Below are 25,909 nucleotides of genomic sequence, written 5' to 3'. Positions count from 1 at the left end.
GTCCTCGCACGGCCTCTGGCAAGGGGAGGGCAGAGGCAGCCGCATGCGCGTATTCGACAAGGTCCTCATCGCTGGAGAATGGGTCACGCCGCACGGAAGCGGCTTCTTCGATGTCATCAACCCGACGACCGAGGAGGCGTGCGGCCGCATTCCGCGAGCCGACACGCGCGACGTCGACGCCGCCGTGACTTCCGCACGAGCGGCGCTGCTCGGCTGGAAGCTGACGCCGGCGGCCGAGCGAGGTCGCTGCCTTCGCGCCATTGCCGACGAGATGGACGCTCGTGCCGCGGAGCTGGCCGACGTCATCGTCGAGGAGCTGGGCTCGCCCGCCGCGATGACGGCGCAGTACATGGTCGGCTTTCCCGCCTCCACGATTCGTTTCTATGCAGACCTGCTCGAGAAGAACGGCTACGCCTTCGAGGAGCGCATCGGCAATTCGGTGGTGATCCGGGAGCCCAAAGGCGTGGTCGCTGCGATCACCCCGTGGAACTACCCCATCCATCAGATCACGGCCAAGGTCGGGCCGGCGCTGGCCGCGGGCTGCACGGTGGTCGTCAAGCCGAGCTGTGAAGTGGCGCTGTCGTGCTTCCTGTTCGCGGAGATCGCGGGGCGTCACCTGCCGCCCGGCGTCTTCAACTTCCTTTCGGGCAAGGGCAGCGAGATCGGCGAGGCGATGGCGACGCATCCGCAGGTGGACATGGTGTCCCTGACCGGAAGCACCGAGGTCGGGCGCAAGATCATGGCGCTGGCCGCGCAGTCCATCAAAGACGTCTCGCTCGAGCTCGGCGGCAAGGCTGCCAACATCATCCTCGACGATGCGGACCCGGCGGTGATCAGCGCCGGCGTCCATCACGCCTACACCAACGCCGGGCAGACGTGCGCCGCCTGGACGCGCATGCTGGTGCCGCGCTCCATGCACGAGGAGGCCTGCCGCGTGGCCAGGCACGTGGCCGAAAACGTCATCATCCCGGGCGACCCGCGCACGCCGCCGGAGCCGGGCACCACGCGAATGGGGCCGCAGGTCAGCCGCCAGCAGTACGAGACGGTGCTCGGGTACATCCGCGCCGGCATCGACGAGGGCGCGCGTCTGGTGGCCGGAGGCACCGAGCCGCCGCCGGGTCTGACCCGTGGCTACTTCGTCCGGCCCACCGTCTTCGGCGAGGTGAGGCCGGAGATGCGCATCGCGCAGGAGGAAATTTTCGGCCCCGTGCTGACGATCATGCCCTACGAAGACGAGGACGACGCGGTGCGGATCGCCAACAGCACCATCTTCGGCCTCGGGGGAGCCATCTGGTCCAAGGACGTAGACAGGGCGATGGCGGTGGGACGGCGGATCGACACCGGCGGCATCGACATCAATGGCGGGACCTTCAATACGCTGGCACCGTTCCGGGGCATCAAGCAGTCCGGCATCGGCGCCGAGCTCGGCGTGGCCGGCCTCGAAGAGTACCTGACGACCAAGTCCTTCCAGCTGCCGATCGACGGAAAGATCGCGGCCTATCTGGAAGGGCGATTCGAAGCTCGTCGCTGACGCAATGTCGGCAGATCGCGTCAGCCGCCCCGCCGACGTCCGGCGTCGACCGCGGTTTCGGATGCAGCTGCGAAAGCCCAGATAGGAGTTTGCCTAGCGGCCGGCAACAGCGGTAGTGTTGGCGCGTTCGGAGCGGCGCCGTCCCTAGCGGTCGGACGTTGCACGATGATCCTCCCTCCCATCTTCCTTCTGTTGGCGGCCATTCGCCGCTCGCGGAGCTGCGCCATGATGGCGGCGTTCGGCAGTCCGTGCGCACCGAGGGCGCGGCGCGGAGCCGCATCATGACGTCGACGTTTGGCCTGGCGCGCCCGCGCATCGACCTGACGCCGGTCCTGGCAGGCCTGGGGCTGGCGGCGCTGACGTTCGTCATGTTCGTGCTCGACCTCTTCACGAACGGTCAGGCGGCATTCGGCCTTCCCAATCTCGTCGTCCTTCTTTGCGGTCATCGCGTCCTGCGCGGCCGCTTCATGTTCTCTCTGGCGCTGTTCGTCTGCGCCATGGTCGTGGCGGTACCGACGATCATTCATCAGCTCGTGCCCGGGCCCATTCCCGTCGGTCACATCCTGGGTCGGACGCTGGTGGTGGGATCGGTCTGGATGTTCGCGGTTCTGCTCGTGCAGCGGGACCGGGCGCGCGCCGAGATGCTCGAGCATCAGGACATGGCCGAGGACACGCTGGTCAAGCGCACCAGCGAGCTGCGCCAGGTCAACGTCCAGCTGCACCGCGAGATCAACGAGCGGCGCCGCGCCGAGAACCGCTCCCTGTACCTCGCATCGATCGTCGAGTCGTCCGAGGACGCCATCATCGGCCAGGGGATCGACGGCGTGATCGTCAGCTGGAATCCGGGCGCGACGCGCGTGTACGGCTACGATCGCGAGGAGATGATCGGCCAGCATGCGTCGATCCTGCTGCCGGTCGAGCACGAGGCGGAGATGGCAGGCTTTCTGGCGCGCGTGGCTCGTGGGGAGCGCGTCGAGCACATCGAGACGGTGCGCCGGCGCAGCGACGGCAGCCTGATCGACGTCTCCGTCTGCATGTCCGCCATTCACGACCAGAGGGGCGAGATCGTCGGGGCATCCTCGATCGAGCGCGACATCACGCGCCGCAAGCAGGCCGAGGAGGCGCTGCAGAGCCTCAACGCCGAGCTCGAGGCGCGCGTCGCCGAGCGCACCGAGGCGCTGGCCGCCGCCATGAGCGAGCTGGAGGCCTTCAGCTATTCGGTCTCGCACGACCTGCGGGCGCCGCTGCGCGCGCTGCAGGGGTTCAGTGCGGCGTTGCAGGAGGACTGCAAGGACCGCCTGCTCGAGAGCGACGTGGACCTGCTCGACCGCATCCGCTCGGCAGCCGGGCGCATGGATCGGATCATCGACGATCTGCTCCAGCTCTCGCAGGCCAGCCACCGGCGCATCGATCAGGAAGTCGTCGATCTGAGCACGCTGGCGCGCGACGTGGCGGCGGAGCTCCATGCGCAGCGCGGCCAGCGGCAGGTGCGCTGGCAGATCGCGCCCGGGATGGATGCGTGGGGGGACCAGGGCCTGCTCCTGCTGGTCGTGCAGAACCTGCTCGGCAATGCGTTCAAATACTCGCGCGACGTCGAGGAGGCGGTGATCGAGATGGGCATCGAGGAACGCGCCGGCGGCGCGGTCACCTACTTCGTGCGCGACAACGGCGTCGGCTTCGACTCGCAGTACGCCGACAAGCTCTTCCGTCCGTTCCAGCGCCTGCACCGCCGCGACGAGTTCGAAGGGTCGGGCATCGGCCTGGCCACGGTCGAGCGCGTCATTCGCCGTCATGGTGGACGCATCCACGCCGAGAGCAGCATCGGCAAAGGCGCAACGTTCCGCTTCACGTTGCCGGCCCCGTCCGCCGTCCGCCTGGACGCGGTGGCCTGAGCCCTCGGCGCACACTGGCTCCTCCTGTCGGGCGCGTGTATCGTCCGAAGCCGCGTCCGCCCACGACGCGTGCGGCCGACACGCATTTCGTCAGGAGTACAAAGTGGCTGGTGAGCCCCTCATTTTCGACGCTGATTTGACGCTGCGCGCTCAGATCCAGGCCCGCGCGGACCACCCGACGGCAAGCGGCAAGGTCTTCCTCAAGCACCACGACCGCACCTGGACGTTCCGCCAGTTCCGCGACGAGGCCACGCGAGTCGCGCATTTTCTGCTGCGCCGCCTCGGACGCATCGACGATGCGCATCCCGGCCACGTGGCCATGCTCCTGGAGAACCATCTCGAGTTGCTGTCGCTGTACGGAGGCTGCGGCATCGCGGGCGTCACGCTGTTCGGTGTCAACACGGGCCTGCGCGGAAGGACGCTCGCTGGAGTCCTCAATCAATCGCGAGCGCGCCTGCTGGTCGTCGACGAACGCTTTGCCGAGGAGGTCGAGAAGGTGCGGGCCGACCTGCAGCATGTCGGGGCCGAGGACGTGCTGTACCTTCGCACCCAGAGCGCGCCGGGCGCGCTGGCCGCCGGCACCGATTACCTGCACTGCCTCGCATCGGAGGTGGCGCCCGAGGGAGCCAGCCTGGAGTACCCGGAGGCGGACGTCACGCCCGGAACCAACCTGATGATCATCTACACCTCGGGGACCACCGGGCTTCCCAAGGGCATCATCAACAACCATTTCAAGCTCTGTGCCACCGGCATCGGCGTATCCACGCAGCTTCAGCTGGGACAGGACGACTGCGGGTATGCGTGCATGCCGCTGTTCCATTCCAACTCGATGTTCATCGGGTTCATGCCGACGTTCTGGGTCGGCGCCAGCCTGGGCATCCGAGAGCGCTTCTCGGCGAGCAATTTCGTGCCCGACGTCGTGCGGTACGGCGTCACGTATTGGAACTACGTCGGCGAGCCGGTGCACTACGTGCTGCAGACACTGCAGAAGCAGTACGGCGGCGACCTCGACCGCCTGCGCGCCGAGGTCACGAACCATCCCGACAACCATCTGCGGTATGCGATCGGCAACGGCGCTTCACCGCCCGACATCGACAGGTTCGTCGACTGGCTCGGGCTCGAGGACATGTTCGAGCTCTATGGCAGCACCGAAGCGGCCATCGCGACGTATCGCCGCCTCGGCGACCCGCGCGGCAGCGTCGGCGAGATCACCGATCCTGCGGTGAAGATCCTCGACAGCAAGGGCGACGAATGTCCGCCCGCCGAGCTTGGCAGCGACGGCCGCATCCTCAACTACGAAGAAGCGGTGGGAGAGATCTGCCGCGTGGCCGGCGATACGGCGCTCTTCCAGGGCTACTTCGACAATCCCGGCGCCAATTCCCAGAAGTACCGCGACGGCGTCTATCACTCCGGCGATCTCGGGCACATCCTGGTGCGCGACGGCAAGCGCTACCTCTTCTTCGACGGCCGCACCGACGACTGGATCCGCAAGGACGGTGAGAACTTCTCGGCGCTGCAGGTGGCGCGGCTGCTCTCGGAGCACCCCGATATTCCTCTCGTTGCCGCCTACGGCGTGCCGTGTGCCGTGTCGGACGAGCTGGTGATGGCGGCGGTGAAGATGCGCGAGGGCGCAACGTTCGACCCGCAGGCGTTCTTCGACTTCTGCGAGCGCCAGGTCACTGAGGGCGGGATGGACCGCAAGTGGTTTCCGGACTTCGTACGGGTCGTCGAAGACTTCGAGTACACCGGCACGCAGAAGATCCTGGTCCGCAATCTGAAGGCCGTGCACTTCGATCCGCACCGGATCCCGGATCCGCTGTTCTGGCGCGAGCGCGGCGACCGCACGTTCAAGCCTCTTACCTCTGCCGACTACGCGCGCCTGCGAGACCAGTTCGCGGCTGCCGAAAAGCTGCCGTTGCTGGAGCGGTAGCGGGCGGGCACCCCCCGTCGTGGCCGGCCAGTCCTGCTGCGCCGGCGCACGAGGCGATTTCGTCACGGAATTTTCAAACCGTCGAGGCGACGCCACACTAGGTGCGCCACCCCGGCCATTTCCTGGCGGTTCGAACAAAATCTGCCCCCCGGTCTTGTTGCTCCTCCGTTTGCGGGTTAGCTACTCACCCGTAAGTAGTCCGGGAAAGGAGGATGCTCCTGTGACAAAACTGCGAGCTCGTCTGGCCCTCACCGCTTGCTTCACCACCGTCTTTCTCGCCGTTGCCGGTTCCGCGGGTGCGCAGGACGCCGCCCAGGCCAAATGCCGGGCGTCGCTTGCCAAGAACACGAACAAGTATTTGAAGGCCGTCGTCGGTGCGGTGACCAAGTGCCACCTGGCCCGCGACAACGGCTCGATCGCCGAGTCGACCGACTGCAACGATCCGTCCACCGCCGATTCGGCCGGCAAGCTGCCGACGCTGCGAGCGAAGGCTCAGGCCTCGATGATCAAGGCGTGCCAGGACAGCCTCGGCAGCCCGGTTCCCGGCATTCTCGCCATGTATGCCCGCTGTCCGTCGCCTTCGGAGACGAGCGACGACGGCGGCGCCACCGCCGGCATCGACGGCGTGAGCGAACTTGCCGCTTGCCTGCTCGATCTGCAGGAGGATGTCTCGACGCTGATGACCACCGATGTTCTCGGCCTGCCCGATGAGCCGGTGGGAGAGGCGGGCAAAGACTGCCGCGCGGCGGTGGCCAAAGGCCTGGCCAAGGCGGTGGTGACCATCGGCAAGGAGCGTGCGAAGTGCCAGAAGGGCGCCGACAAGCTCGGCGGCCCCATCGAATACGACTGCGTCGATCAGGACCCCTCCGGCAAGATCGACGCCGCCGTCGATGCGCTGGCGGCAGCGGTGACCGCCGCGTGCGTGCCCACCGGCGGATCGGATTTCGAGCAGCTGCAGTCGATCGACAGGTTCGGTCTCTGCGCCGACCGGCCGGCGCAGCTCGTCGACTGCATCGCGAACAAGGGCGCTCTACTGTACGGTTCCGGTCTGATCGCCACAGCCTACGAGCTGCCCGATACGTGCCGTGCCGGCGGCCTGCGCCGCACCGGCCATGCACGCATCGGCTCGCAGCTGACCGGCTCCAGCCTGAGCGCCGGCTACAACGGGCTGGCGCATGCCATCGATCTCAATGATGCGTTCCATGACGCCGTCGACCTCGACTGCAACGAGGACTGCTCGAGCTGTGCCGTGTCGCTCGATGCACGAAAAGACCAGCCCGACTCCTTCTGCCGCTGCGTCAACGACTCTTCGATCTCCTGCGATGTCGTCAACGGCCCCGACACAGATGATTGCCCCGCGCTCGACAACCGTTGCCGATGCTTCTTCGGCCCGCCGCTTCCGGTCTCGGTCTCCAGCGCGCCCACCTGCGAACCGGTGCTCATCATGGCCGATTACGAGGGCACGACCGACGTCAACACCGGCGAACTGGATCAGAAGACGCTGGTGTCGGCGCTGATTCATCTCGGCGAGGTCGTCGACCGCCCTTGCCCGACCTGCGAAGGCGACGTCACGCCCAACGACGGAGTGCGAGACGGCGAGTGCCTGGGCGGCGCGCGCGACGGCCAGCCGTGCGATACCAACGGCGTCCATTCCACGTTCGGCTCGCACAGCCACGACTGCCAGCCGCCGCCGGTCAAGAACATCAGCGGCGGCTCGGGTCTGCTGCTGGACTTCAACTTCACGACCACGCAGGACGTTCTGCCCTACAACCTGCCGTGCGACGATCCCGGCGAAATGTGCCCGTGTCGCGTGTGCTCGGGCGACAACAGCATCGGGTGCAACGACGACAGCTTCTGCGCGGCCAACGGCGCCGGCACGTGCACCGCCGGCGGCGGCGCGGGGGTGCATCCCAACGCCTGCGACAACCTGGACTGTGGCGCCGACGGTTTCTGCACCGAAGGCCCGGTGCGCACGTACTGCGACGGCAAGACGCACGCCGACGGTCGCGGCTACATCACATGCACGACCGACGCCGATTGCTTCGCGCACGATGCCGGCACGTGCTCGGATTTCCAGGAGCTGCGCTGCTTCACCAACCCCGTCGTCGCCGAAGGAGAATCGGGTTTCCTCGGCCAGGTGCTCGGCACCGCAGCCTGCATCGGACTGACCTCCAACACCGCCATCAATCTTGCGAGCGGCTTGCCCAGCGCCGTCCGAGTGATCCTCGACACCGATACCGAGGTGCGATGCGCCTCCGATCCGGATGTCGTCTACGCGCCGCCGACGGGAGCCAACTGCCCCTGAGGCGCACTGGGTCGGGGCCGCTAAAATGTGAGCGAGCGCGGCGGCCCCGGCCCACTCCTTGTCACTGCCGAGCGACGATCCATGCGCGCGACGCGGCGCCCCGCCGCCGATTGCCGCGCCACGACCGCGGCGTGTGTGAAGCGGCGTAACGTCTGCGCGCGACCATCGGTTCATTCGCACCCGACTGGCGCCCGTGTACCCTGAGCGCACGGACTCGGGTGACGGAGGGCTGGTGGCATGGACGAGGGACAGGACTACGATTGGCGCCCGACCAATCTCCGCGAAGGTGCCGACCGCCGCTACGCGTGGGCCGAGAAGCGCATCCGCACCGCGAGCATCGTCGGCGGCGCGTGGGGAACGCTTCTGCTCGCGATCGGCGCGTACCAGTTCATGGGCGGTCTGGGCATAGCGCCCTTCGAATGGAACGTGGTCGGCGGCATTGCCGCGCTCCTGTTCGCGCTCGGCGCGGCTTCGCGAAACCTGCCCGCGTGCGGCGCTCTGGCACTGCTGTGCGTCGGAGAGCTGCCCGCCCTGGCGACATCGCTCGGCGAGGTTCTTGCCGAAGGCGGCGTTCTCGACCAGGCGCTCGCCGGGATGCGCTGCGCGGCACTGCCAGCCGTCCTCTACAACGGCACTCAAGGCTATGCGGGCGCGTTCGAATACCAGAAGCTTCGCCGGCCCCACAGCGAGCCCACCTTGCGAGCGCTCAATCCCGCCTTGCTCCAGGGCGCGATCCTCAGCTCGCTCGCGCTGCTGATGATGGGATTCATGTTCGGTTGGGGAACCCGCATCATGGAAGGGTTTTCGCAGCCGGGCGCGCCGGTTCTGAATGCGGACGGTTCGCTCGACGCGGGCAGCCGCCTGAGCAAGCACCTGCAGGACAATGCGGTGAACGTCGAGACGTTTCAGCAGCGCAGCGGCGAGGAAGAGCGCGCCGAGGCGGAGGAACGGCGCAAGGCCAGGGAGGAGGCTGCCAACGAGAAGGCTGAGCGCGACGCCGCCCGCCGCGAGGCACAGTGGAAGGTGGAGGAAAAGGAGAACCGTTACCAGGAGGAGGGCGCGTCGTCCGATCCCGGGGGCGCCGGCAGCCACAAACCGCCGCGGCAGAAGCTCGAGCTGAAAGGGCCGGCGTACGCGACGGCGCAGGAGGGCATCGAATTCGCGGGCAAGACCGACGAGGCAGGCTGCCTGACCGAGTCGCTGCGCCGACACGAAGCCTGCAAGGACGAGGAATGCCGCGACCTGGCGGGCGTCTTCATCACGTCCTGCCTTCCCGACAGCAAGCCCGCCAAGGGGTTCTGCACCGGCGTTCCATCGATTCACTCGGTGGTGGAGACGACGGCGTGGCGGTCGCGCCTGTGCGCGTCCAGCGGCGCTCCCGCTGGTGCCTGCCATGCCTTCTACGCCAATCTGCAGACGTACTGTCACCCCGACGACGCCGCGAAGGCGGCGGCGGGGAAGAATCCCTGAGCACCGGCGGACCGGGACACCGGCGGAAAGGGCCCGGCGCGCTTGGCGCCGTCGCTCGAGGCCCTGTAGTCTCCGCCACCAGGAGAAAGGGGGCGTGAGCGAAGAACCGATCCGCATCCTGCTCGTCGAGGACGAGGAGGACGACGCATTCCTCCTGCAACGGGCGCTGGCCAAGACGGCCCCGGGGCAGTTCGAGATGACCAACGTGACCACTTTGGGCGCGGCCCTGAAGGCGCTGGACGGCTCGCCGTTCCACGTCGTGCTGTCGGACCTGTCGCTGCCCGACAGCCGCGGTCTCGAGACCTTCGAACGCATCCACGGCTTCGATCCGGAGATCCCGGTCGTCGTGCTGACCGGGAATGACGATGAGCGCCTGGCGGTGCGTGCGCTGAACGAGGGCGCGCAGGATTATCTGGTCAAGGGCAGGGTGGACGGACAGTCGCTGGTGCGGTCGATGCGATACGCCATCGAGCGCAATCGCAGCCGGCAGCTCGAGCGCGACAACACCGAGCTGGCCACCGAGATCCGCGCCCGCAAGGCAGCACAGGAGCAGCTCGAGCGCGTGGCAGCGCAGCTCGAGGCCAGCAACCGGGAGCTGCAGCAGTTCGCGTCGGTGGCCTCGCACGACCTGCAGGAGCCGCTGCGCAAGATCATCGTCTTCGGCGACCGGCTGCAGACCAAGCTCGGCGACACCGTCAGCGAACAAGCCAAGGACTACATCGGCCGCATGATGAACGCGGCCGAGCGCATGCAGACGCTGATCAATGACCTGCTCGAGTTCTCTCGAGTCGTCACTCGCGCACGGCCTTTCGTCACCCTGGACGTCGGACAGGTGGTGCGCGAGGTGCTCAACGATCTCGAGGTTCTGATCGAGAGCAAGGGAGCGGCCGTGGAGATGTCCGACCTTCCGACGCTCAGCGCCGATCCGACGCAGCTGCGGCAGGTGTTCCAGAACCTGTTGGCCAACGCGATCAAGTTCCAGACCGCGGACAACAAGCCTCGCATCGTCATCGCTTCGGAGCCGGCGATGATCGGGTCGCGACCCGCCTTCTGCATCACCGTTTCCGACAACGGCATCGGCTTCGAGCAGCATCATGCCGAGCGCATTTTCGCGCCGTTCCAGCGCCTGCACGGGCGCAGCGAGTACGGAGGATCGGGCATCGGGCTGGCCATCGTGCGGCGCATCGTCGAGCGTCACGGCGGCAACATCACCGCGCACAGCGCGCCGGGGCAGGGCGCGACCTTCCGGATCCTGCTTCCGGCCGAGCACGGCAGCAGCGACACGGAAGCGGGTACGCCTCCGGCGCCGCCTGGAAGCGCCGCTGCGGCTTCCTGAGCGGGGGCCGCACTGCGCTGCGGCCGTCGAGCCTGGCGCGCCGTCATCATGCCTGGCGTGCACAGCGTCGAGCGAATGCGCGCGTCGCAGGGCCGGCGCAGCGCCGACAAGGCAGGAGGCTACTTGGATTTCTGGCGGTGACCGGGCAACTCGACCGTTTCGAACCAGTAGTGCGACAGCGTTTCGACCAGCCGGACCAGCGCCTCGTAGGTCACCGGCTTGCTGATGAAGGAACTGACGCCGAGGTCGTAGCTGCGCAGAATGTCCTCTTCGGCCTTCGAGGTCGTCAACACGACCACCGGGATGCGGCGCAGGACCGGGTCGGCCTTGATCTCGGCCAGCGCCTCGCGGCCGTCCTTGCGCGGCATGTTCAGGTCCAGAAGGATCAGCGAGGGAGCGGGCGCGGAGCCGGGCTGGGCGTAGGGGCCGCGCTGGCGGAGGTATTCGAGAAGATCTTCGCCGTCTTCGACGCAGCGGAGATCCAGCGCGCCCGCACACTCGGCGAACGCGTCGCGTGCCAGCATGCGGTCGTCTTCGTCGTCATCGGCCATCAAGACCGTGACGGGCCTGGTCACCTCTATGGTCAACGCGTCCTCGCAGCGCCACCGTCACGTTCGACGGGGACAGGTGCATAGTAGCGGTTTTGCCCGCGCAGCGGCATCGCTTTCCGCGCCATGGCGCTCACGCGCCTTCGTAGCCTGGAGGCCGCCAGCCTTGGCCGTAGCATTTCGCGCAGACGGGGAAAATGGAGGCCGCGCCGCCCTGCCGCCCGACCAGCGCCCAGGTCTGCCGGTCCGTCGGGTCGGTACTGACGTCGGTCGGGATGTCGGCCGCACAGGACGAACAGCGCGTGCGGAGGGTCTTGTTGGCCTGCGCATTGTTCTGGTTTCGGTGGCCCATCGAAGATTCCTTGCAGCCCGAGGCGCGCAAAGCGACGGGCGCGGCGAACGGGTCGCCGCGCCCGTCACGTCATTTGCCGCCTGCGGGAATCTCGCGGGCCAGGCCCGCGCTGGCGATGGTCTTGTTGTCGGTGACGTAGACGGGCGAGCGGGTCTTGTTGACCTCCTCGCTTTCGGGCGCGCTCCACTCCACTTCCCACTGGAATGCCACCTTGGCATCGGGGCTGTTGAGATAGGTCGCGAGCGCTTCGTCCTTGGCTGGATCGACCGTGGCCCGGAGCTGGTGGACGTTGCGAACGTACTCGCCATCCAGGGTCTTCGGGTCGATCAGCTCGGCACCCTCGTCGCCCTGCTTGTACATCTCGCCTTCGGTGGAGAAGTAGACCTTGGACTTGACGATCTTGTTCTCTTCCTCGGCCACGCGCGCATTGAACTCGAACACGGGCAGGGGCTTTCCGCCGATCTTTGCCATGTTCATGCGGCCTTCTGTCAGGCGGGGAGGCCTCCTGTTCGAATCCGCACCCGGTGCGAGGCACGCCGCCAGCGAGAACGAACACAGAACGGCCAATACAGCAGCTTTTCTCATGGCTTCTCTTCTCATGCTCCTTCGGATGGTTGGCTTCCGGGGACGAAGCCGTTCGTGTCAACCGAGGCCGGTGCGGCATCGGCCGCTGCGCATTGGCGCGGGCGGGTTGCCGCCGTAGGCACCGGACTTCATTATGCGACGCCGAGCCTTGGAGCAACTCGATGGACGTCCTGGAAGCGATGCACACATGCCGGGCGATGCGCTATCTGCGCAGCGATCCGGTGCCGCACGAACTCATCGTCACCGTCCTGGAGGCCGCCATCTGCGCACCCAGCCCAGGCAACTCCCAGGGATGGGATTTCGTCGTCGTTCGCGACCGCGCGACGCTCGATGCGCTGGCGGCTGTCATGCGTCCGGCCATTCAAGCCGTGCTGCCCCCGATCCCCGAGCAGGGCGACGCGACGCGTCGGCGCATGCTCGCCGGCGCGCACCATCTCGTGGAGTCGATCGAAAAGGTGCCGGCCTGGATCTTCGTGTGCGGGCGGCCGGTTTATCCGCCGGGCGCACCGACGGAGGGCTGGATCTGGCCGGCGGTTTATCCGGCCGCGCAGAACATTCTGCTGGCCGCGCGCGCGCTCGGCCTCGGCGCGACGTTCACGACCTATCACATGCTGGCGGAGGCCGGCGTGCGATCCATTCTTTCGATACCGGCCGAGGCCCGCATTGCGGTCTCCATACCTCTGGGCTGGCCGGAGAAGCCGTTCGGGCCCGTGCGACGCAGGCCGCTCGAGGAGTTCGTCCACTGGGATCGCTGGTAGACGCTCAGGGGCGGGTCGGCGTCAGCGCGCGCCAGTACTCCTTGCGCTCGGTGATGAGCAGCTCGGCGGCGCCCGCAGCGAATGCCAGGAACTCCGAGTCGCCGCGCAGCGAAGCCGTCGCGGCATCGTAGGCGGCCATGCTCTCAACCGACCAGAGGTGGATGATCTCGCTTTCGGCGAAGTTCTCGAACACGCCTTCGCTGCTGACGCCGTGCTTCTCGAACAGGCGCACCAGCTCGGTGGCATTCTCGGCGACCCTGCGGCGATTCTTGGGAGAAACGACCAGACGAGTGACGATGCGGATCACGGCTGCCTCCATCGGCGACGCCGCCGGCGCGGCGCCGTGCACGCCGCTGGTACGGCACGCGTGGACAGCCTTGCATCGATGGCGGCGGAAGGCGAAGGGCCGCTTGCGCGGGCGGCGATCCGCCATCACTGTGCGCGCGCTTCGACGGCCAGCGAGGGAAGCATGGGCAAGCTAGACGACAGGATTGCTCTGATAACCGGCGGCGGCACCGGCATCGGTGCGGCCATGGCAATGGAGTTCGGTCGCGAGGGCGCACGCGTGATCATCTGCGGCCGCCGCCGCGAGCCGCTCGCGGAGACGACGACGAGGGTGCGCGCCTACGGCGCCGACATCGAGCACGTCGTCTGCGACGTTGCGCAGGAACAGGAGGTCGACAACCTCATCACCGGCATCGTCGAGCAGTACGGGCGCCTGGACATCCTGGTCAACAATGCGTTCCAGATGTCGGCCGCCCCCATCGCCTCCATGACCACACAGGCGTGGAAGGACAGCTTCACCGTCGCGCTGGATGCCGTCTTCTTCACGATGCGCACGGCGCTCCCGCAAATGGCCGGACAGGGCGGCGGGGCCATACTCAACATCTCATCCACCGCGGGCCATGCGGGGCAGCATTCGCTGGCGGGCTACGGTTCGGCCAAGGCCGCGTTGGAGAATCTGACGAGAATCGCGGCCATCGAAGGCGCGCCGGCACGAGTGCGCGTCAACTCGCTGGCACCCGGGTGCATCGCCACGCCCGGCACGCTCGAAGCTTTCGCCGCGCCGGCGGCGCGGCGGGGAATGGAGCGGATGATTCCGCTCGGACGTTTCGGCGCGCCCGAGGAGGTGGCTCGTGCTGCCGTCTTTTTGGTCAGTGACGATGCTTCTTTCGTCACCGGCGCTTGTCTGGTCGTCGACGGCGGGCAACGCGCCTCGTTGGGTGCGCCTGCGATCGAGGAAGGATTCCGCCATTGATGCAGGGTCGTAGTGACACGCGCCTTCGTCTCGTGCTATCGGTGCGCCCGTGACGAACGCACGTTGGGCTTCGAGTGTTTCCGATGCTGCCGACATCGCCGATGCGGTGGCGCAGACTGTTTCCGACATCCGCCGGCAGCTCGGCGGCGATCAGTGCGACGTCGTTATCGCATTCGCATCTCCGCATCACGCTGCGCACTACCAGTCGATCCCGGCCTTCGTGCAGGAAGGTCTGGGCGGCCAGTTCTTCGGATGCAGCGGCGGCGGCGTCATCGGCGGCGGCCGCGAAGTGGAAGCGCGTCCGGGGTTCTCGCTGAGCGCGGCCGTGCTGCCGCGAGTGAAGGTCCTGCCCTTCCATCTCACCGACGCCGATCTTGCCGCTCTCGGCGCCCGCGCCGAGCGCTGGGAGGAGCGGCTAGGCGTCGAGGCAGCCGAGGATCCGCAGTTCGTGCTGCTGCCGGATCCGTTCAGCTGTGACGTCGAGCATCTGCTGTCCATGCTCGATCAGATCTACCCGTGCTCGCCGAAGATCGGCGGCCTGGCCAGCGGCGCGCGCAAGGCCGGCGGCAATGCGCTGTGGGCCGGCGGTGCCATGCACAGCGAGGGCGTCGTTGGCCTGGCGCTGGTCGGCGATCTCGTCATCGACACCCTGGTGGCGCAGGGTTGCAGGCCGGTCGGCGAGCCGATGTTCGTCACTCGCTGTCACGACAACCGCATCTATGAGCTCGACGGGCGCCCGCCGCTGGACGTCCTTCGCGAGTTGTACGAGCGTTGCGACGAGGACGACCGCCTTCTCATGCAGCACTCGCTGTTCCTCGGGCTGGTGATGGCGCCGTCGCGGCAGAATTACGGTCGCGGCGACTTTCTGGTGCGCAACATCTTCGGCATCGATGCGGAGTCGGGCGCGCTCGCCATCGGCGCCGCCGTCAAGGAGAACGAGGTCGTGCAGTTCCACTTGCGGGACGTCATCACCTCAGCCGAAGACCTCAGCGAGCTTCTGCAGCGATACCGCCTGGACCATGACGGCGCGGAGCCGCAGGGATCGCTGCTGTTTTCGTGCCTCGGCCGCGGCAAGGGCTTCTACGGCCGCGCGGATCACGACACCGATGCGTTCCGGGCCTTTCTCGGGCAGGTGCCGCTCGGCGGCTTTTTCTGCAATGGCGAGATCGGCGCCGTCCACGGCACCACCTTCCTCCACGGCTACACTTCTTCCTTCGGCCTCTTCCGGCAGAAGGGGCGCTAGAGCGCGTTCACCCTTTCGCGAAGGTATTGCGGATCCGGTCCACGGCCTCCTCGACGTGCTCGCGGCGGGCGAAGCTGGACAGGCGCAGGTAGCCTTCGCCGCAGGCGCCGAAGCCGGCGCCGGGCGTGCACACGACGTGCGCGCGTGACAGCAGCGCGTCGAAGAATTCCCACGAGCCCATGCCGTCGGGCGTACGCAGCCATACGTAGGGCGCGTTGACTCCGCCGAAGACCTGCATTCCTGCCTCCGACAGCCCGCAGCGGATCAGCGCGGCATTGCCCATGTAATAGTCGATTCGCTCGCGAACTTGCGCGCGGCCGGCCTCGCTGTAGACGGCGGCGGCCGCCTTCTGCACCGGATAGGAAACGCCGTTGAACTTGGTCGTGTGTCGCCGCGTCCACAGACGATGCAGGTCGACGCGGCTGCCGTCGGCGGCAGCGCCGGTCACCGACCTGGGCACCACGAGATAGGCACAGCGCGTGCCGGTGAAACCGGCGGTCTTGGAGTAGCTGCGGAATTCGATGGCGACGTCGCGAGCGCCCGGCACCTCGTAGATGGAGTGGGGGATCTGCGGGTCCGTGATGAACGCCTCGTAGGCGGCGTCGAACAGAAGCAGCGCATCGTGCTCGCGCGCGTAGTCCACCCAGCGTGCCAGGTCCTCGCGGCGGGCAACGGCGCCCGTCGGGTTGTTCGGGAAGCACAGGTAGACGAGATCGACCTTCTCGTGAGGCGGCGCCGGCAGGAAGCCGTTCTCGGCGGTGCAGGGCAGATAGAGGAGCTTGTCGTACTTGCCGCTGGCGTCGGCGGCGCCGGTGCGGCCGGCCATCACATTCGTGTCGACGTAGACCGGATAGACGGGGTCCGGAACCGCCACGCGCGCATCCATCGAGAAGATCTCCTGGATGTTGCCGCTGTCGCACTTGGAGCCGTCGGAGATGAAGATCTCGTCGGGATGGATGTCTACGCCGCGGGCCGCGAAATCGTGCGTGGCGATCGCTTCGCGCAGGAAGTCGTAACCCTGCTCGGGGCCGTAGCCGCGAAAGCCGGAATCGGTTTCCATCTCGTCGACGCCGGCGCGCATCGCATCGCAGATCGCCGGCGGGAGCGGCAGCACGACATCCCCGATGCCCAGACGCAGGATGCGCGCGTCCGGATGCTCGCTCTGGAAGGCTCGCACGCGCCGGCCGATCTCGGGGAAGAGGTAGCCGGCAGCGAGCTTGAGATAGTTGTCGTTGATGCGGGCCATGCTCGGCTACTCCTGACGCAGCGGCGAGCGCCGCATGCAATTGCGTTCGATGAAGTCGCGGAATGTAGCCGGGGACGCAGCGCCCTTCAATTGGTCGCGTGCGATGCCTGCGCGACCGGATGACGCTCGAGCACGACGCCGTCCTTCATCACCGCACGTATGCGGGACAGCGCGGCGATTTGGAACGTCGGGTTGCCTTCCACCAGCAGCAGGTCGGCGCGCTTGCCCGCTTCGACGATGCCGAAATCGGGATCCTCGCTCTTCTGCAGGAACCTGGCTGCATCCAGCGTGGCGGCGCGGATGGCCTCGGCCGGCGTCATCCCGGATTCGATCAGGAGCGCAAGCTCGCGATGCAGGCCGGGCCCGGGGAAGACGCCGGACTGCGTGTCGCTGCCGGCCAGGATGGTGACGCCGGCTTCGCGCAGCGCACGGATGTTTTCGCGCCACTGGCGACGGTGACCGCGCAGCTTCTGGAAGAATTCGAGGAAGGAGGGCGAGATCGCGCCCTCCGGCCGCTGGTCGAAGGAGGCGAGCACGTCGGCGCTGACCGTCTCGATCTCGAGCGGCGTCGGCTCGCGCTTGCGCTCGCCAACGAGCGCATAATTCTCGAACACGCCCATGGTCGCGACCATGGGAATCTTGAAGCCGGCCACGCGCTCGACGTCGGCCGGGGCCAGGTCATCCTTGTAGATCATGTGCATGAACGCATCGACGCCCGATTCTCCCGCGTCGATGGCGTCCTCCAGCGTTCCGATGTGCGCCACCACCCGCATGCCGCGGTGATGCGCCTCGCCGACGATGGCGCCGATCAGCTCGCGACGGATGCGCGGCGCACCGTCGGGAATGCTGTCGACGGCGACCTTGACGAAGTCGGCCTTCTCGCCATGCAGCTCGGCCACCGCCTCGCGCGCCTTCTCGGGCGAGTCGATCTGCCGCGTGACCTGGCGCTCGATGTACCAGCCTATCCACCACGGCGTCAGCGCTTCGAGCACGGGCACCGGATGACCGCCCTCGGCCGTGAGCATCGGGCCGGCGGCGAAGATCGTAGGGCCCACCAGCTTGCCGCGCGCGACGTCCTCGCGACGCTCGAACGCTTGCGAAGCCAGGTCGGCCGGATCGAGGACGGTGGTGACTCCGCAATACAGGTACGACTGCAGGTTGCGGTCCGGGTCGGGAATCTCACCGGCCCACGGCGGCGCCGAGCCGTTGCCGACGTGGCCGTGGCTGTCGATCAGGCCCGGCAGCAGCGTGGCGCCGCTGGCATCAATGCGGCGAGCGCCTTCGGGAATGGTCAATGTGCCTTGCGGCGCGACGGCGGCGATGCGGTCGCCGCTGACGAGCACGTCCATGCCGGCGTGGATCTGGCCGGTCGCCACGTCGAGCACGCTGGCACGCGTGAAGACGGTGTGGGCGTCGGCGTCCTTCGGTCTGGTCACGAGCGGCGGCGCGCCGTGGCAGGCGGCAAGCGCGAGGCAGGCGAGCGCGCCAAGGAAGCGTGGCTGCAACTTCACGGTCCTTCCTCCTTCGCGACCGGCAGCGCCACCGGCGCCCGACTCGTCTCCAACACGGGGATGATCCAGAACCGCTCGCCGTCGAACCAGAACAAGGCCGACTGCTCGTAGCGTGCCGCCAGCTCGCACGCCGCCTGAAGCGGCATCGCGACCGCAACGCCCACCTCGCGGTGTGCGCCGTCGGGCGAGACGCCGTCGGCGCGCAGAAACCGCACGCCGCGAGCAACGACTTCGGTGTCGAGCAGCTCCGCCCGCACGTGATTCTCGGCCTCACCGAGCGCAAGCCCGCGCGGGTTGGCCGCGGTGACGACGGCGAAGGTCGCGCCGAGGCCGAGGTCGCGCAGCCGCCTGCAATCGTCGGGGTCGAGGCGCTCGCGCAGATCGATGCGCACGGTGCCGTCGCGATAGATCTCGAGAACCGTGTCCGGATAACGCGCCCAGCTCGGATCCCCACGACGCGCCGGGTCGGTCACCGGCCCTGCATAACAAAGGGGCGCTCAGTCGGGAAGGGCCGCGAGCGCGATGTGCCGCAGCGGAAGGGCTGGGGCGAGCAGTGCCGGATTCACGGCTTCGATGGTCCCTGGGTTGTGGTAGGCTGGCGGACCATGGCGAGAGCAACGGTTCCTGCAGGCCGCAATGAGCTGTGCCCGTGCGGCAGTGGCAAGAAGTTCAAGCGCTGCTGCGGCGCGCCCGAAGTCGAAAAGTCGGATGCGGCAGGAAGCTTCTTCGGCATCGCCGCAGCGATCACCGGCGTCATGATCGTGATCGCCGTCGTGGCCGTCGCGCGATCGTTCCTGGAAGACCCGCCGCAGCGGGTGTGGTCGGCCGAGCATGGGCACTGGCACACGGTCAGCGGCGCGAGCGGCAGCGAGGATTCGGGCAAGCCCGGTCCCGGCAAGGTCTGGGACGAGGCACATGGCCACTACCACTCCACGGGTGGCAGCGCCGAGGGCGGCCCCGGCAAGGTGTGGAATGAGGAGCACGGGCATTATCACGACGCCCCGGGTGCCGCGGGAGTTCCCGAGCACTCCGCGCCCGTGGCCAATCCCCTCGAGGAGCGCCGCCGCCACATGGCCGAAACGGCGCGCGAAGCGGCCGGCACCGAAAAGGATTAGGCCGCGTCAGCCGACGCCGTGCAGGCGTCGCGGGTTGTCGACCATCATCGTGTGAAGCTGTTCGTCGGTCGCGCCGCATGCGCGCAGCCACGGCAGGATGTTCTCGTACACGTGGCTGTAGCCCCAGCCGCCGTACGCCTTGTAGCAGGTCTTCCAGCCCACCTCCGCGCCGAGCAGGATGCGATTGGCGTAGCCCTTGCCGATCAGCTCCATGACCGTTGCCACCTCGATGCGATCGGGCGTGAAGCCGCGTCCGGGGCCGATCGCCTCGCAAAGCTCCTCGTGCCCGAAGTGATCGTACGAGACGAAGCCGACTCCGCGCTGCAGCAGGCGCTCAGCGGTGTGCGCCTCGAACAGTCCGAGATGCGAAGGGTAGACCTTGCCCAGGTCCGCGCCTTCGCGCTCGAGGATGTCGATGTAGGTGTCGAAGTGGTCGGCGGGGCTTTCGCCGTAGATCGTCAGGTGCGCGTTGGGATGCAGCGTCAGAGAGAGGCCCGTGGCACGCTGCGCCCGCGCTGCCGCGCGCAGCACCTTCTCTTCCTGCGGCTGAAAGGGCACGTCGGGCATGCCGCTGAGCCCGATCTCGCCGATGTTGCCTGCGCGCACGCCGGTGCCGTCGATGCCTTCGAGGATCTCGCCGATCATGATGTCGGCCATCTCCTCGATGCTCATGCCGGCGATGCGTGCGGGATGCGCGCCCTGGATGTACCAGCCCGTGGAGGCGACGATGTGCAGGTCCGTGGCGCGCGCGATCTGCTGGAGCGCAGGCACGTTCCGGCCGATCCCTTCCAGGTCCATGTTGATGATGGTGCCGCCGCCGTGCTTCTTGAACTCGGCGGCCTCGCGAATCGTCAGTTCGACGTCGTCCTGGACGAGGTTGCGCTTGAAGCCGAGCCCGTTGCGGCGGATGCGGCCGAGGTTGTCGAGCGAGAACTCGGCCTCGGCCGCCTCGCGTCGCTGCGGATCCTGCGGCGGCATGTACCAGCAGGAGATGTCCAGGGTCAGATGGACGTGGGACATGGTGCCGCCGAGACCAGCGGCATCAACGGGCCCGAGGACGGTATTGACGGTGGCCACTTCGTGCTCCTTCGCAGGCGCCGCGTCCTGGGCTGCGATGCCTTCTGTTTGCCGGGCCCCGCCCGCGCGAGCGGAGCCGCGCCGCAAGGCCAGCGCGAAGGTGGACACGCGCCGCCAGCGGCCCCATAATCGGCCCGACTGAAACAAGTTCTAGCCGGTCCTGCAAGCGCAGCGGCCGCGCGCCGGTGCCCCGGCACGCGCTTTCTGCCGGACCCGCTGCCCGAATCGGAGGAGCCCATGCAGCGCATTCCGCTTCCGCCATTCCCCAACGGCTGGTTCGCCGTCAGTCATTCGGACGAGCTCGAGCGCGGGCAGGTCAAGACCGTGCATGCCCTGGGACGCGACTTCGTCGTCTATCGCGGCAAGAGCGGTCAGGCGTTCGTCATCGACCCGTACTGCGCCCATCTCGGCGCCCATCTCGGCGTGGGCGGCACCGTCGAGGACGATCATATCCGATGCCCCTTTCACGGCTGGCGATACGACGGCCTCAGCGGACGCTGCGCATCGATTCCGTATACCGACAAGATTCCGAGCAAGGCGGCAGTGGGTGCGTATCCGGTGTGGGAGAACAACGGCTTCGTGTTCGTGTGGCAGCACGCCGAGGCAAAGGAGCCGGACTGGACTCCCGACGTCGTCGAAGAGCTGGCGGATCCCGACTATTACCTGTGGGGAAAACGCGAGTGGACCATTGCCTCGCATCCGCAGGAGGTGATGGAGAACGGCGTGGACATCCAGCACTTTTTCACGCTGCACGGCTGGAAGGCGCGCTCGATCGACTGGCAGCCGCATGGGCATCGCTACACGCTTCGCATCGACGTCGATCCGGGCGAGGAGGGGCAGGCCGCCACGGCGCAGAACGCCACCGACGTCGATTCGTTCAACTCCGGCCCCTCCTTCACCTGTACGCGTGTGCGGGGCCCGATGACCGGGATCGCCATCAACGTGCTGGTTCCGCTGGAGCCGGAAAAGCTGCTGATCCAGCATCGCTACTATGGACACAGGAGGTCGGCACCCGAGGTCGTGGACGCCTTCTTCACCAACTACATCCGCGACTACGAGCTGGATGTGCCGATCTGGAACGCGAAGATCTACCGGCCACTTCCGGTGATCGCCGAGAACGACGGCCCCTACGTGCGCTATCGCCGCTGGTTCTCGCAGTTCTACTCCAAGGCGCCCGAGCAGGCGGCGATCTGAGCGTGCGGAGCTTCGGCGGCAAGACGGCTCTGGTCACCGGCGGCGCCACCGGCATCGGCCTGGCATGCGCGCGCGAGATCGTGGCGGGCGGCGGCAACGTCATGCTCGCTGCGCGGCGCCGCGACGTCCTCGAGCACGCCGCGCGCGAGCTGGGCCCGCGCGCCGCATGGATCGAATGCGACGTCACCAGCGACGCCTCCGTCGACGCCGCCGTTGCCGCCGCCGTCGAGCGGTTCGGCTCGCTGAATCTGGCCGTCAACGCGGCGGGCATGGGAATGGCCGGCTCCGTCACGGCGCAGGCAACCGAAGTCTTCGCAATGGTGCTCGATACCAATCTGACCGGCGTGTTCCGCAGCGTGCGTGCCGAGGCTCGTGCGCTGAAAGAGAGCGGCGGCGGCAGCATCGTCAACATCAGCTCGATCGCTGCTGCGCTGACGCATCTGTGGATGTCGGCGTACTGCACCTCCAAGGCAGGCGTCAACATGCTGACCCGCTGCGCTGCCGACGAGCTGGGCGAGCACGGCATCCGCGTCAATGCGGTGATGCCTGGCCTCGTCGAGACCGAGCTGGCGATGCCGCTCGTGTCGAACGAAGCGGCCGTGCAGGAGTATCTGCGACGCATGCCGCTGGCTCGCACGGGCAAGCCCGAGGATGTCGCGCGTCTGGTCGCGTTCCTTCTCAGCGACGATGCGGACTGGATCACGGGCCAGTGCATCGGTGTCGACGGCGGTCACACGCTGCGGCAGGGCCCCGATCTGGTCGACGTCTTTCGACCGATGATGGGCGAATAGCTTCGACCTTCGTACTTCCACGATTGAGGCAGGGCTGCGTGATCTGCCGTCGACGCCGGTCGGGTGAATCTGCGGCGGCTCCGGCGTTTCGTCTTGACGGCGCGGTTACGACATCGTAGGTTACGGTTTCGTAGGCTACGCCTCCGTAGGGGCGCCCGCCAGAGCCGAGATCATGCTGCCGTCTCATCGCCCGAATACCTGCTCAGCGCCCGGAAAGGCCGCCCCGACCGGCGGCCGCTGGCGCGCTCCGTTTGGCGCGTGGGTGGCGCCGTTCATCGATGGTCTGGCCTACCCCCTGCGCGTGTCGCATTACGCGGAGCTGCTCAATCCGCTGTGGGCCTCCCACCAGTTGCGCGCCCGCATCGAGCACTTTCACGAGGAGACCGGCAACGCGCGCACCCTGACTCTGCGACCCGGGAAGGGTTGGCGAACCCATCGCGCCGGGCAGCACGTGCGCGTCGCCGTCGCGATCGACGGCAGAACCTACACGCGCACCTACACGATCTCGTCGGCGCCGGAGCGGGACGATGGATGCTTCACGATCACGGTGAAGGCGATCGCCGGCGGGCGCGTCTCGCCTCACCTCGTGCGCAGCGTCGGGATCGGGGATCATCTGACCGTCGGCTTGCCGCAGGGCGATTTCCACCTGCCGGACGCCCGTCCCGTTCTGCCTCTGTTCATCACCGCCGGCAGCGGCATCACGCCCGCGCGGGCGATGCTGGCGAGCCTGATTGCGCAGGAGCGGATGCCGGAGACGGTGCACGTCCACTATGCGCCGCGGGAGCGCGAGGTCATCTTCGGGCAGGAGCTGCGGCAGCTCGCGCAGCATCACCGCCGCTACCGATTCGAGCAGGTTTTCACGCGCCAGGGCGCCGGCCCTGGCGCGCCGACGGCGCATTTTCATGCCGCACAGCTCGAGCGACTATGCCCGGACTGGCGGGAGCGCGACGTCTACGCGTGCGGCCCGCCGGCGCTGCTGGCCGCGCTGCAGCGGCATTTCACGGCCGAGCGAGGCAAGCACCGGCTGCACATCGAACGTTTCGTTGCAGACTTCGCGGCCACTCCTGCCGACGCCGTCGGTGGCGAGGTTCGTTTCGCACGCAGCCGTGTCCGCGCGACAGCGGACCAGCAGACACCGCTGCTGCGCGTGGCAGAGAACGAGGGCATGAACCCACCCCACGGCTGCCGCATGGGCATCTGTCACTCCTGCGACGCCAGGCTGCTTTCGGGCTGCGTTCGCGACCTGCGCACCGGCAGGATCACCACCGAAGCCGGCAGCATCGTCCAGCCGTGCGTCAGCGCCGCTGCCGGCGACTGCGAATTGGATCTGTGAGAGGAACCCGATGAGCGCCATACCCGCCGCGATGCATCTGAGCGCGCAACAGATCGAGGAGCTCGGCCGTGAGCTGGACGGCATGCGCGAGGAAGTCCTGGAGTCTCGCGGGGAGCGCGACCGCCGTTACATCGTGCGCCTGATCCGGACGCAGCGCAGCCTGGCGCTCGGCGGACGGCTGGCTCTCGTCCTCGCGTCCTTCTTCCTGCCGGCGTGGGAGCACGCGCTCGGCCAGGCGGCGTTGTGGACGTTGACCGCCACCGGCACATCGATGCTGGCGCTGGCGAAGATCCTCGAGAACATGGAGATCGGCCACAACGTGCTGCATGCTCAGTGGGACTGGATGATGGATCCGGACATCCAATCCAGCACGTGGGAGTGGGACCATGCCTGTCCGGCAGACCAATGGATCCATTCCCACAACGTCGTCCACCACACCTGGACCAACGTGCATGGCAAGGATCGCGACATCGGCTACGGCATGCTGCGCGTGACCGAGGGGCAGCGCTGGCATCCGTTCCATCTGCTCAATCCGCTCAATGCGCTGGCGATGGCCGTCTTCTTCGAATGGTTCATCTCGATCCACGACCTCGAGCTGAACCGCATCATCGCGGGAAAGAAGACGCTGGCGCAGGCGCGGCCGCTGCTGCGTGGCGTGGGGCGCAAGCTGCTGCGCCAGTCGCTGAAGGACTACGTGCTCTGGCCGCTGGTGGCAGCGGCGATCGTTACGCCGGCAGCGCTTGCCGGCGCGGGCCCTTCACCGCTGGCTGCGGCGTTGCTGGTGCTTGGGGCCAACGCCTCCGCCTGCGTCCTGCGAAATCTGTGGACCTTCGTCATCATCTTTTGCGGGCACTTCCCCGCCGGCGTGCATCATTTTCCGAGGGAAGCGGTCGAAGGCGAGACGCGCGCGCAGTGGTATCTGCGCCAGCTCCTGGGCTCGTGCAACATCGACGGCGGCAAGACGTTCCACGTGCTGTCCGGCAACCTCTCGCACCAGATCGAGCATCACCTCTTTCCCGACCTTCCCAGCAATCGATATCCGGAGCTGGCCCCGCGCGTGCGGGCTCTGGCCGAGCGATATGGGCTGCCCTACAACACGGGATCGCTCAGCCGGCAGTTCGGCACGACGATGTGGGCGATCCTGCGACTGTCGATGCCGCCGCGACGCGCGGCGGTGCGCTGGCAATCCGCCTGAGCGCCGGCAGCGCTCAGATGGCGTGCGACGTCAGGCGCGACGCTGCAGCTCGTGCAGCCAGGTGCGTTCGCGGCGCCCCTCTTCGTGCACCCACAGCGGCCGGACACGATCGTCGAAGCCCAGGTCCTTCATGCCCGCGAGGAAGATGCGCGCATCGGCGCGCAGGCTCTCGGTGAGCAGGATGCGGCCGTCGTCGGCCAGGTGCGCGGCGAGAAACTCGGCGAGCGGTGCGTATTGCGAAGGCTCGTACACCACGTCGGCCGCAAGGATGACGTCGAACCGTTCGTCGAGACGGTCCCGCGTGAAGTCGAGCCGGACCACACGCGCTCCTTCGATGGACCCGGCATCCACGGTGGCTCCGACGAACTTTAGCGGCTCGTCGAGATAGTCTGCGAATACGACTTCGGCCCCGGCCCTTGCGGCGGCCAGACCCGACAGTCCAAGTCCGCATCCGAGATCGAGCACACGCCGTCGGTGCAGCGACGGCCCGTGCAGCAACACCGCCGCGATGGCGCGAGCGCCGGTCCATACGATGGCCCAGTAGGGCGGATCGGCAATCTCGCTCTCGCGCAGCAGTGCCTTCGAATCGATCCACCTCTCCGGCTGCGCGATGGTGTAGAGCGAGCACCGGGCACGCAGGGCCGTGCCCGCCATCTCGTCCTCGACGTGCACGTCGACCGTCGTCCACGTTGCGGGGAAGCCCGCGAGCTCGCGCGCCTGCATGCTCACTGGCTGGTCTTGGCGAGCTCGAGGATTGCCTTCATCTCCGCGTCGGTCACCGGCATCACCGACAGGCGGCTCTGCCGCACCAGTGCCATGTTCGCCAGCGGCGGGTGCGCCTTGATGCGCGCGAGCGTCACCGGATGGGCCAGCTTCCTGGCTGGAACGAGGTCGACGGCCACCCAGCGAGGATCGTCGCTGGTGGGATCGGGGTAGGCGGTGCGTGCGACCTTGGCGACGCCGATCACGGCCCTGTCATCGCCGCTGTGGTAGAAGAGGACGCTGTCGCCCTTCTTCATGGCGGCGAGATTGTTTCGGGCCTGCGCGTTGCGCACGCCATCCCACACCGCGCGGCCCTCCTCGACCAGACGATCCCAGGAGTAGGCTGCGGGCTCCTGCTTGACCAACCAGCCCGCCATTACCCCGCTCGTTGCACGCGCCGCGCGTGAATTCCACGCCAGCACAACAGCTTGCGCGCAGTTGCAAATGGGTCTCGCGCTGGTATCTTTCCGCGTCTTT

General features: G+C 67.5%; 24 protein-coding genes. 14 read left to right on the top strand and 10 right to left on the bottom strand.

Annotated elements, in window-relative coordinates:
• Nucleotides 1–43: 43 nt before the first annotated feature.
• The 6 genes from VEC57_20145 (at nt 44) to VEC57_20120 (ending at nt 10,464) form a co-directional block, all read left to right on the top strand.
• Complete coding sequence (locus VEC57_20145; GenBank protein ID HYC01454.1) at nt 44–1,531, top strand: aldehyde dehydrogenase family protein; 1,488 nt, start codon at nt 44–46, stop codon at nt 1,529–1,531.
• A gap of 281 nt (nt 1,532–1,812) precedes the next feature.
• Nucleotides 1,813–3,423 carry a PAS domain S-box protein gene (locus VEC57_20140; GenBank protein HYC01453.1) on the top strand — a complete coding sequence of 537 codons (1,611 nt, stop codon included), beginning with the start codon at nt 1,813–1,815 and terminating at the stop codon, nt 3,421–3,423.
• Between the two features lie 103 nt (nt 3,424–3,526).
• Nucleotides 3,527–5,353 (top strand): AMP-binding protein, encoded by a 1,827-nt coding sequence (locus VEC57_20135; protein HYC01452.1) that lies wholly within the window; start codon nt 3,527–3,529, stop codon nt 5,351–5,353.
• 220 nt (nt 5,354–5,573) lie between these two features.
• Nucleotides 5,574–7,658 (top strand): hypothetical protein, encoded by a 2,085-nt coding sequence (locus tag VEC57_20130; GenBank protein ID HYC01451.1) that lies wholly within the window; start codon nt 5,574–5,576, stop codon nt 7,656–7,658.
• Nucleotides 7,659–7,895: 237 nt separating this feature from the next.
• On the top strand, nt 7,896–9,128 hold the full coding sequence (locus tag VEC57_20125) for a hypothetical protein (protein ID HYC01450.1): 1,233 nt from the start codon (nt 7,896–7,898) through the stop codon (nt 9,126–9,128).
• Nucleotides 9,129–9,222: 94 nt separating this feature from the next.
• Nucleotides 9,223–10,464, top strand: coding sequence for an ATP-binding protein (locus VEC57_20120; GenBank protein ID HYC01449.1), 1,242 nt, complete (start codon nt 9,223–9,225; stop codon nt 10,462–10,464).
• A 119-nt stretch (nt 10,465–10,583) separates the two neighbouring features.
• On the opposite strand, the gene VEC57_20115 is transcribed toward VEC57_20120, so the two are convergent.
• From VEC57_20115 to VEC57_20105, 3 genes are all read right to left on the bottom strand, one after another.
• Nucleotides 10,584–11,039: a response regulator gene (locus VEC57_20115; protein ID HYC01448.1), complete on the bottom strand. Its 456-nt coding sequence runs from the start codon at nt 11,037–11,039 to the stop codon at nt 10,584–10,586.
• 106 nt (nt 11,040–11,145) lie between these two features.
• Nucleotides 11,146–11,364, bottom strand: coding sequence for a hypothetical protein (locus tag VEC57_20110; GenBank protein ID HYC01447.1), 219 nt, complete (start codon nt 11,362–11,364; stop codon nt 11,146–11,148).
• A 69-nt stretch (nt 11,365–11,433) separates the two neighbouring features.
• Nucleotides 11,434–11,841, bottom strand: coding sequence for a hypothetical protein (locus tag VEC57_20105; protein ID HYC01446.1), 408 nt, complete (start codon nt 11,839–11,841; stop codon nt 11,434–11,436).
• 269 nt (nt 11,842–12,110) lie between these two features.
• Here VEC57_20105 and VEC57_20100 point away from each other — a divergent pair, with 269 nt between their 5' ends.
• Entirely contained in the window at nt 12,111–12,707 is a 597-nt protein-coding gene (locus VEC57_20100; protein ID HYC01445.1) for a nitroreductase family protein, read from the top strand.
• A 4-nt stretch (nt 12,708–12,711) separates the two neighbouring features.
• On the opposite strand, the gene VEC57_20095 is transcribed toward VEC57_20100, so the two are convergent.
• Nucleotides 12,712–13,014 (bottom strand): hypothetical protein, encoded by a 303-nt coding sequence (locus VEC57_20095; GenBank protein ID HYC01444.1) that lies wholly within the window; start codon nt 13,012–13,014, stop codon nt 12,712–12,714.
• Between the two features lie 162 nt (nt 13,015–13,176).
• Here VEC57_20095 and VEC57_20090 point away from each other — a divergent pair, with 162 nt between their 5' ends.
• Together VEC57_20090 and VEC57_20085 are read left to right on the top strand one after the other, a co-directional pair.
• Nucleotides 13,177–13,965 (top strand): SDR family oxidoreductase, encoded by a 789-nt coding sequence (locus VEC57_20090; GenBank protein HYC01443.1) that lies wholly within the window; start codon nt 13,177–13,179, stop codon nt 13,963–13,965.
• Between the two features lie 49 nt (nt 13,966–14,014).
• Entirely contained in the window at nt 14,015–15,208 is a 1,194-nt protein-coding gene (locus tag VEC57_20085) for an FIST N-terminal domain-containing protein (protein ID HYC01442.1), read from the top strand.
• A 7-nt stretch (nt 15,209–15,215) separates the two neighbouring features.
• On the opposite strand, the gene VEC57_20080 is transcribed toward VEC57_20085, so the two are convergent.
• The 3 genes from VEC57_20080 to VEC57_20070 form a co-directional block, all read right to left on the bottom strand.
• A complete protein-coding gene (locus VEC57_20080; protein ID HYC01441.1) occupies nt 15,216–16,454 on the bottom strand; it encodes an LL-diaminopimelate aminotransferase in 1,239 nt (412 codons plus the stop codon).
• A gap of 86 nt (nt 16,455–16,540) precedes the next feature.
• Nucleotides 16,541–17,965, bottom strand: coding sequence for an amidohydrolase family protein (locus VEC57_20075; GenBank protein HYC01440.1), 1,425 nt, complete (start codon nt 17,963–17,965; stop codon nt 16,541–16,543).
• Complete coding sequence (locus VEC57_20070) at nt 17,962–18,438, bottom strand: DUF3293 domain-containing protein (protein HYC01439.1); 477 nt, start codon at nt 18,436–18,438, stop codon at nt 17,962–17,964. Before VEC57_20070 ends, VEC57_20075 begins: the two co-directional genes overlap by 4 nt.
• A gap of 132 nt (nt 18,439–18,570) precedes the next feature.
• On the opposite strand from VEC57_20070, the gene VEC57_20065 reads away from it, so the two are divergent.
• A complete protein-coding gene (locus tag VEC57_20065) occupies nt 18,571–19,080 on the top strand; it encodes an SEC-C domain-containing protein (protein HYC01438.1) in 510 nt (169 codons plus the stop codon).
• Nucleotides 19,081–19,086: 6 nt separating this feature from the next.
• On the opposite strand, the gene VEC57_20060 is transcribed toward VEC57_20065, so the two are convergent.
• Nucleotides 19,087–20,157 carry a hypothetical protein gene (locus tag VEC57_20060; protein HYC01437.1) on the bottom strand — a complete coding sequence of 357 codons (1,071 nt, stop codon included), beginning with the start codon at nt 20,155–20,157 and terminating at the stop codon, nt 19,087–19,089.
• Nucleotides 20,158–20,394: 237 nt separating this feature from the next.
• On the opposite strand from VEC57_20060, the gene VEC57_20055 reads away from it, so the two are divergent.
• The 4 genes from VEC57_20055 (at nt 20,395) to VEC57_20040 (ending at nt 24,670) form a co-directional block, all read left to right on the top strand.
• Nucleotides 20,395–21,351 (top strand): Rieske 2Fe-2S domain-containing protein, encoded by a 957-nt coding sequence (locus VEC57_20055; protein HYC01436.1) that lies wholly within the window; start codon nt 20,395–20,397, stop codon nt 21,349–21,351.
• Between the two features lie 2 nt (nt 21,352–21,353).
• Nucleotides 21,354–22,142 carry an SDR family oxidoreductase gene (locus VEC57_20050; GenBank protein ID HYC01435.1) on the top strand — a complete coding sequence of 263 codons (789 nt, stop codon included), beginning with the start codon at nt 21,354–21,356 and terminating at the stop codon, nt 22,140–22,142.
• A 262-nt stretch (nt 22,143–22,404) separates the two neighbouring features.
• Entirely contained in the window at nt 22,405–23,475 is a 1,071-nt protein-coding gene (locus VEC57_20045) for a ferredoxin reductase (protein ID HYC01434.1), read from the top strand.
• Between the two features lie 10 nt (nt 23,476–23,485).
• Nucleotides 23,486–24,670, top strand: coding sequence for an acyl-CoA desaturase (locus VEC57_20040; protein ID HYC01433.1), 1,185 nt, complete (start codon nt 23,486–23,488; stop codon nt 24,668–24,670).
• Nucleotides 24,671–24,700: 30 nt separating this feature from the next.
• Here VEC57_20040 and VEC57_20035 read toward each other — a convergent pair whose 3' ends face one another.
• Nucleotides 24,701–25,393 carry a methyltransferase domain-containing protein gene (locus tag VEC57_20035; GenBank protein HYC01432.1) on the bottom strand — a complete coding sequence of 231 codons (693 nt, stop codon included), beginning with the start codon at nt 25,391–25,393 and terminating at the stop codon, nt 24,701–24,703.
• Between the two features lie 2 nt (nt 25,394–25,395).
• A complete protein-coding gene (locus VEC57_20030) occupies nt 25,396–25,809 on the bottom strand; it encodes an EVE domain-containing protein (GenBank protein HYC01431.1) in 414 nt (137 codons plus the stop codon).
• Nucleotides 25,810–25,909 lie beyond the last annotated feature (100 nt).

It is taken from the genome of Candidatus Limnocylindrales bacterium (assembly GCA_035626395.1).
GTDB lineage: Bacteria > Desulfobacterota > Binatia > UBA1149 > CAITLU01 > DASPNH01.
Note: the sequence above shows the minus strand (reverse complement) of the source record. Positions and strands in the feature narration are given on the sequence as shown.

Coding starts and splice junctions, on each gene's coding strand:
- VEC57_20145 (HYC01454.1), top strand. CDS start 44: ATGCGCGTATTCGACAAGGTCCTCATCGCTGGAGAATGGGTCACGCCG.
- VEC57_20140 (HYC01453.1), top strand. CDS start 1,813: ATGACGTCGACGTTTGGCCTGGCGCGCCCGCGCATCGACCTGACGCCG.
- VEC57_20125 (HYC01450.1), top strand. CDS start 7,896: ATGGACGAGGGACAGGACTACGATTGGCGCCCGACCAATCTCCGCGAA.
- VEC57_20110 (HYC01447.1), bottom strand. CDS start 11,364: ATGGGCCACCGAAACCAGAACAATGCGCAGGCCAACAAGACCCTCCGC.
- VEC57_20105 (HYC01446.1), bottom strand. CDS start 11,841: ATGAACATGGCAAAGATCGGCGGAAAGCCCCTGCCCGTGTTCGAGTTC.
- VEC57_20100 (HYC01445.1), top strand. CDS start 12,111: ATGGACGTCCTGGAAGCGATGCACACATGCCGGGCGATGCGCTATCTG.
- VEC57_20090 (HYC01443.1), top strand. CDS start 13,177: ATGGGCAAGCTAGACGACAGGATTGCTCTGATAACCGGCGGCGGCACC.
- VEC57_20080 (HYC01441.1), bottom strand. CDS start 16,454: ATGGCCCGCATCAACGACAACTATCTCAAGCTCGCTGCCGGCTACCTC.
- VEC57_20065 (HYC01438.1), top strand. CDS start 18,571: ATGGCGAGAGCAACGGTTCCTGCAGGCCGCAATGAGCTGTGCCCGTGC.
- VEC57_20055 (HYC01436.1), top strand. CDS start 20,395: ATGCAGCGCATTCCGCTTCCGCCATTCCCCAACGGCTGGTTCGCCGTC.
- VEC57_20040 (HYC01433.1), top strand. CDS start 23,486: ATGAGCGCCATACCCGCCGCGATGCATCTGAGCGCGCAACAGATCGAG.
- VEC57_20035 (HYC01432.1), bottom strand. CDS start 25,393: ATGCAGGCGCGCGAGCTCGCGGGCTTCCCCGCAACGTGGACGACGGTC.
- VEC57_20030 (HYC01431.1), bottom strand. CDS start 25,809: ATGGCGGGCTGGTTGGTCAAGCAGGAGCCCGCAGCCTACTCCTGGGAT.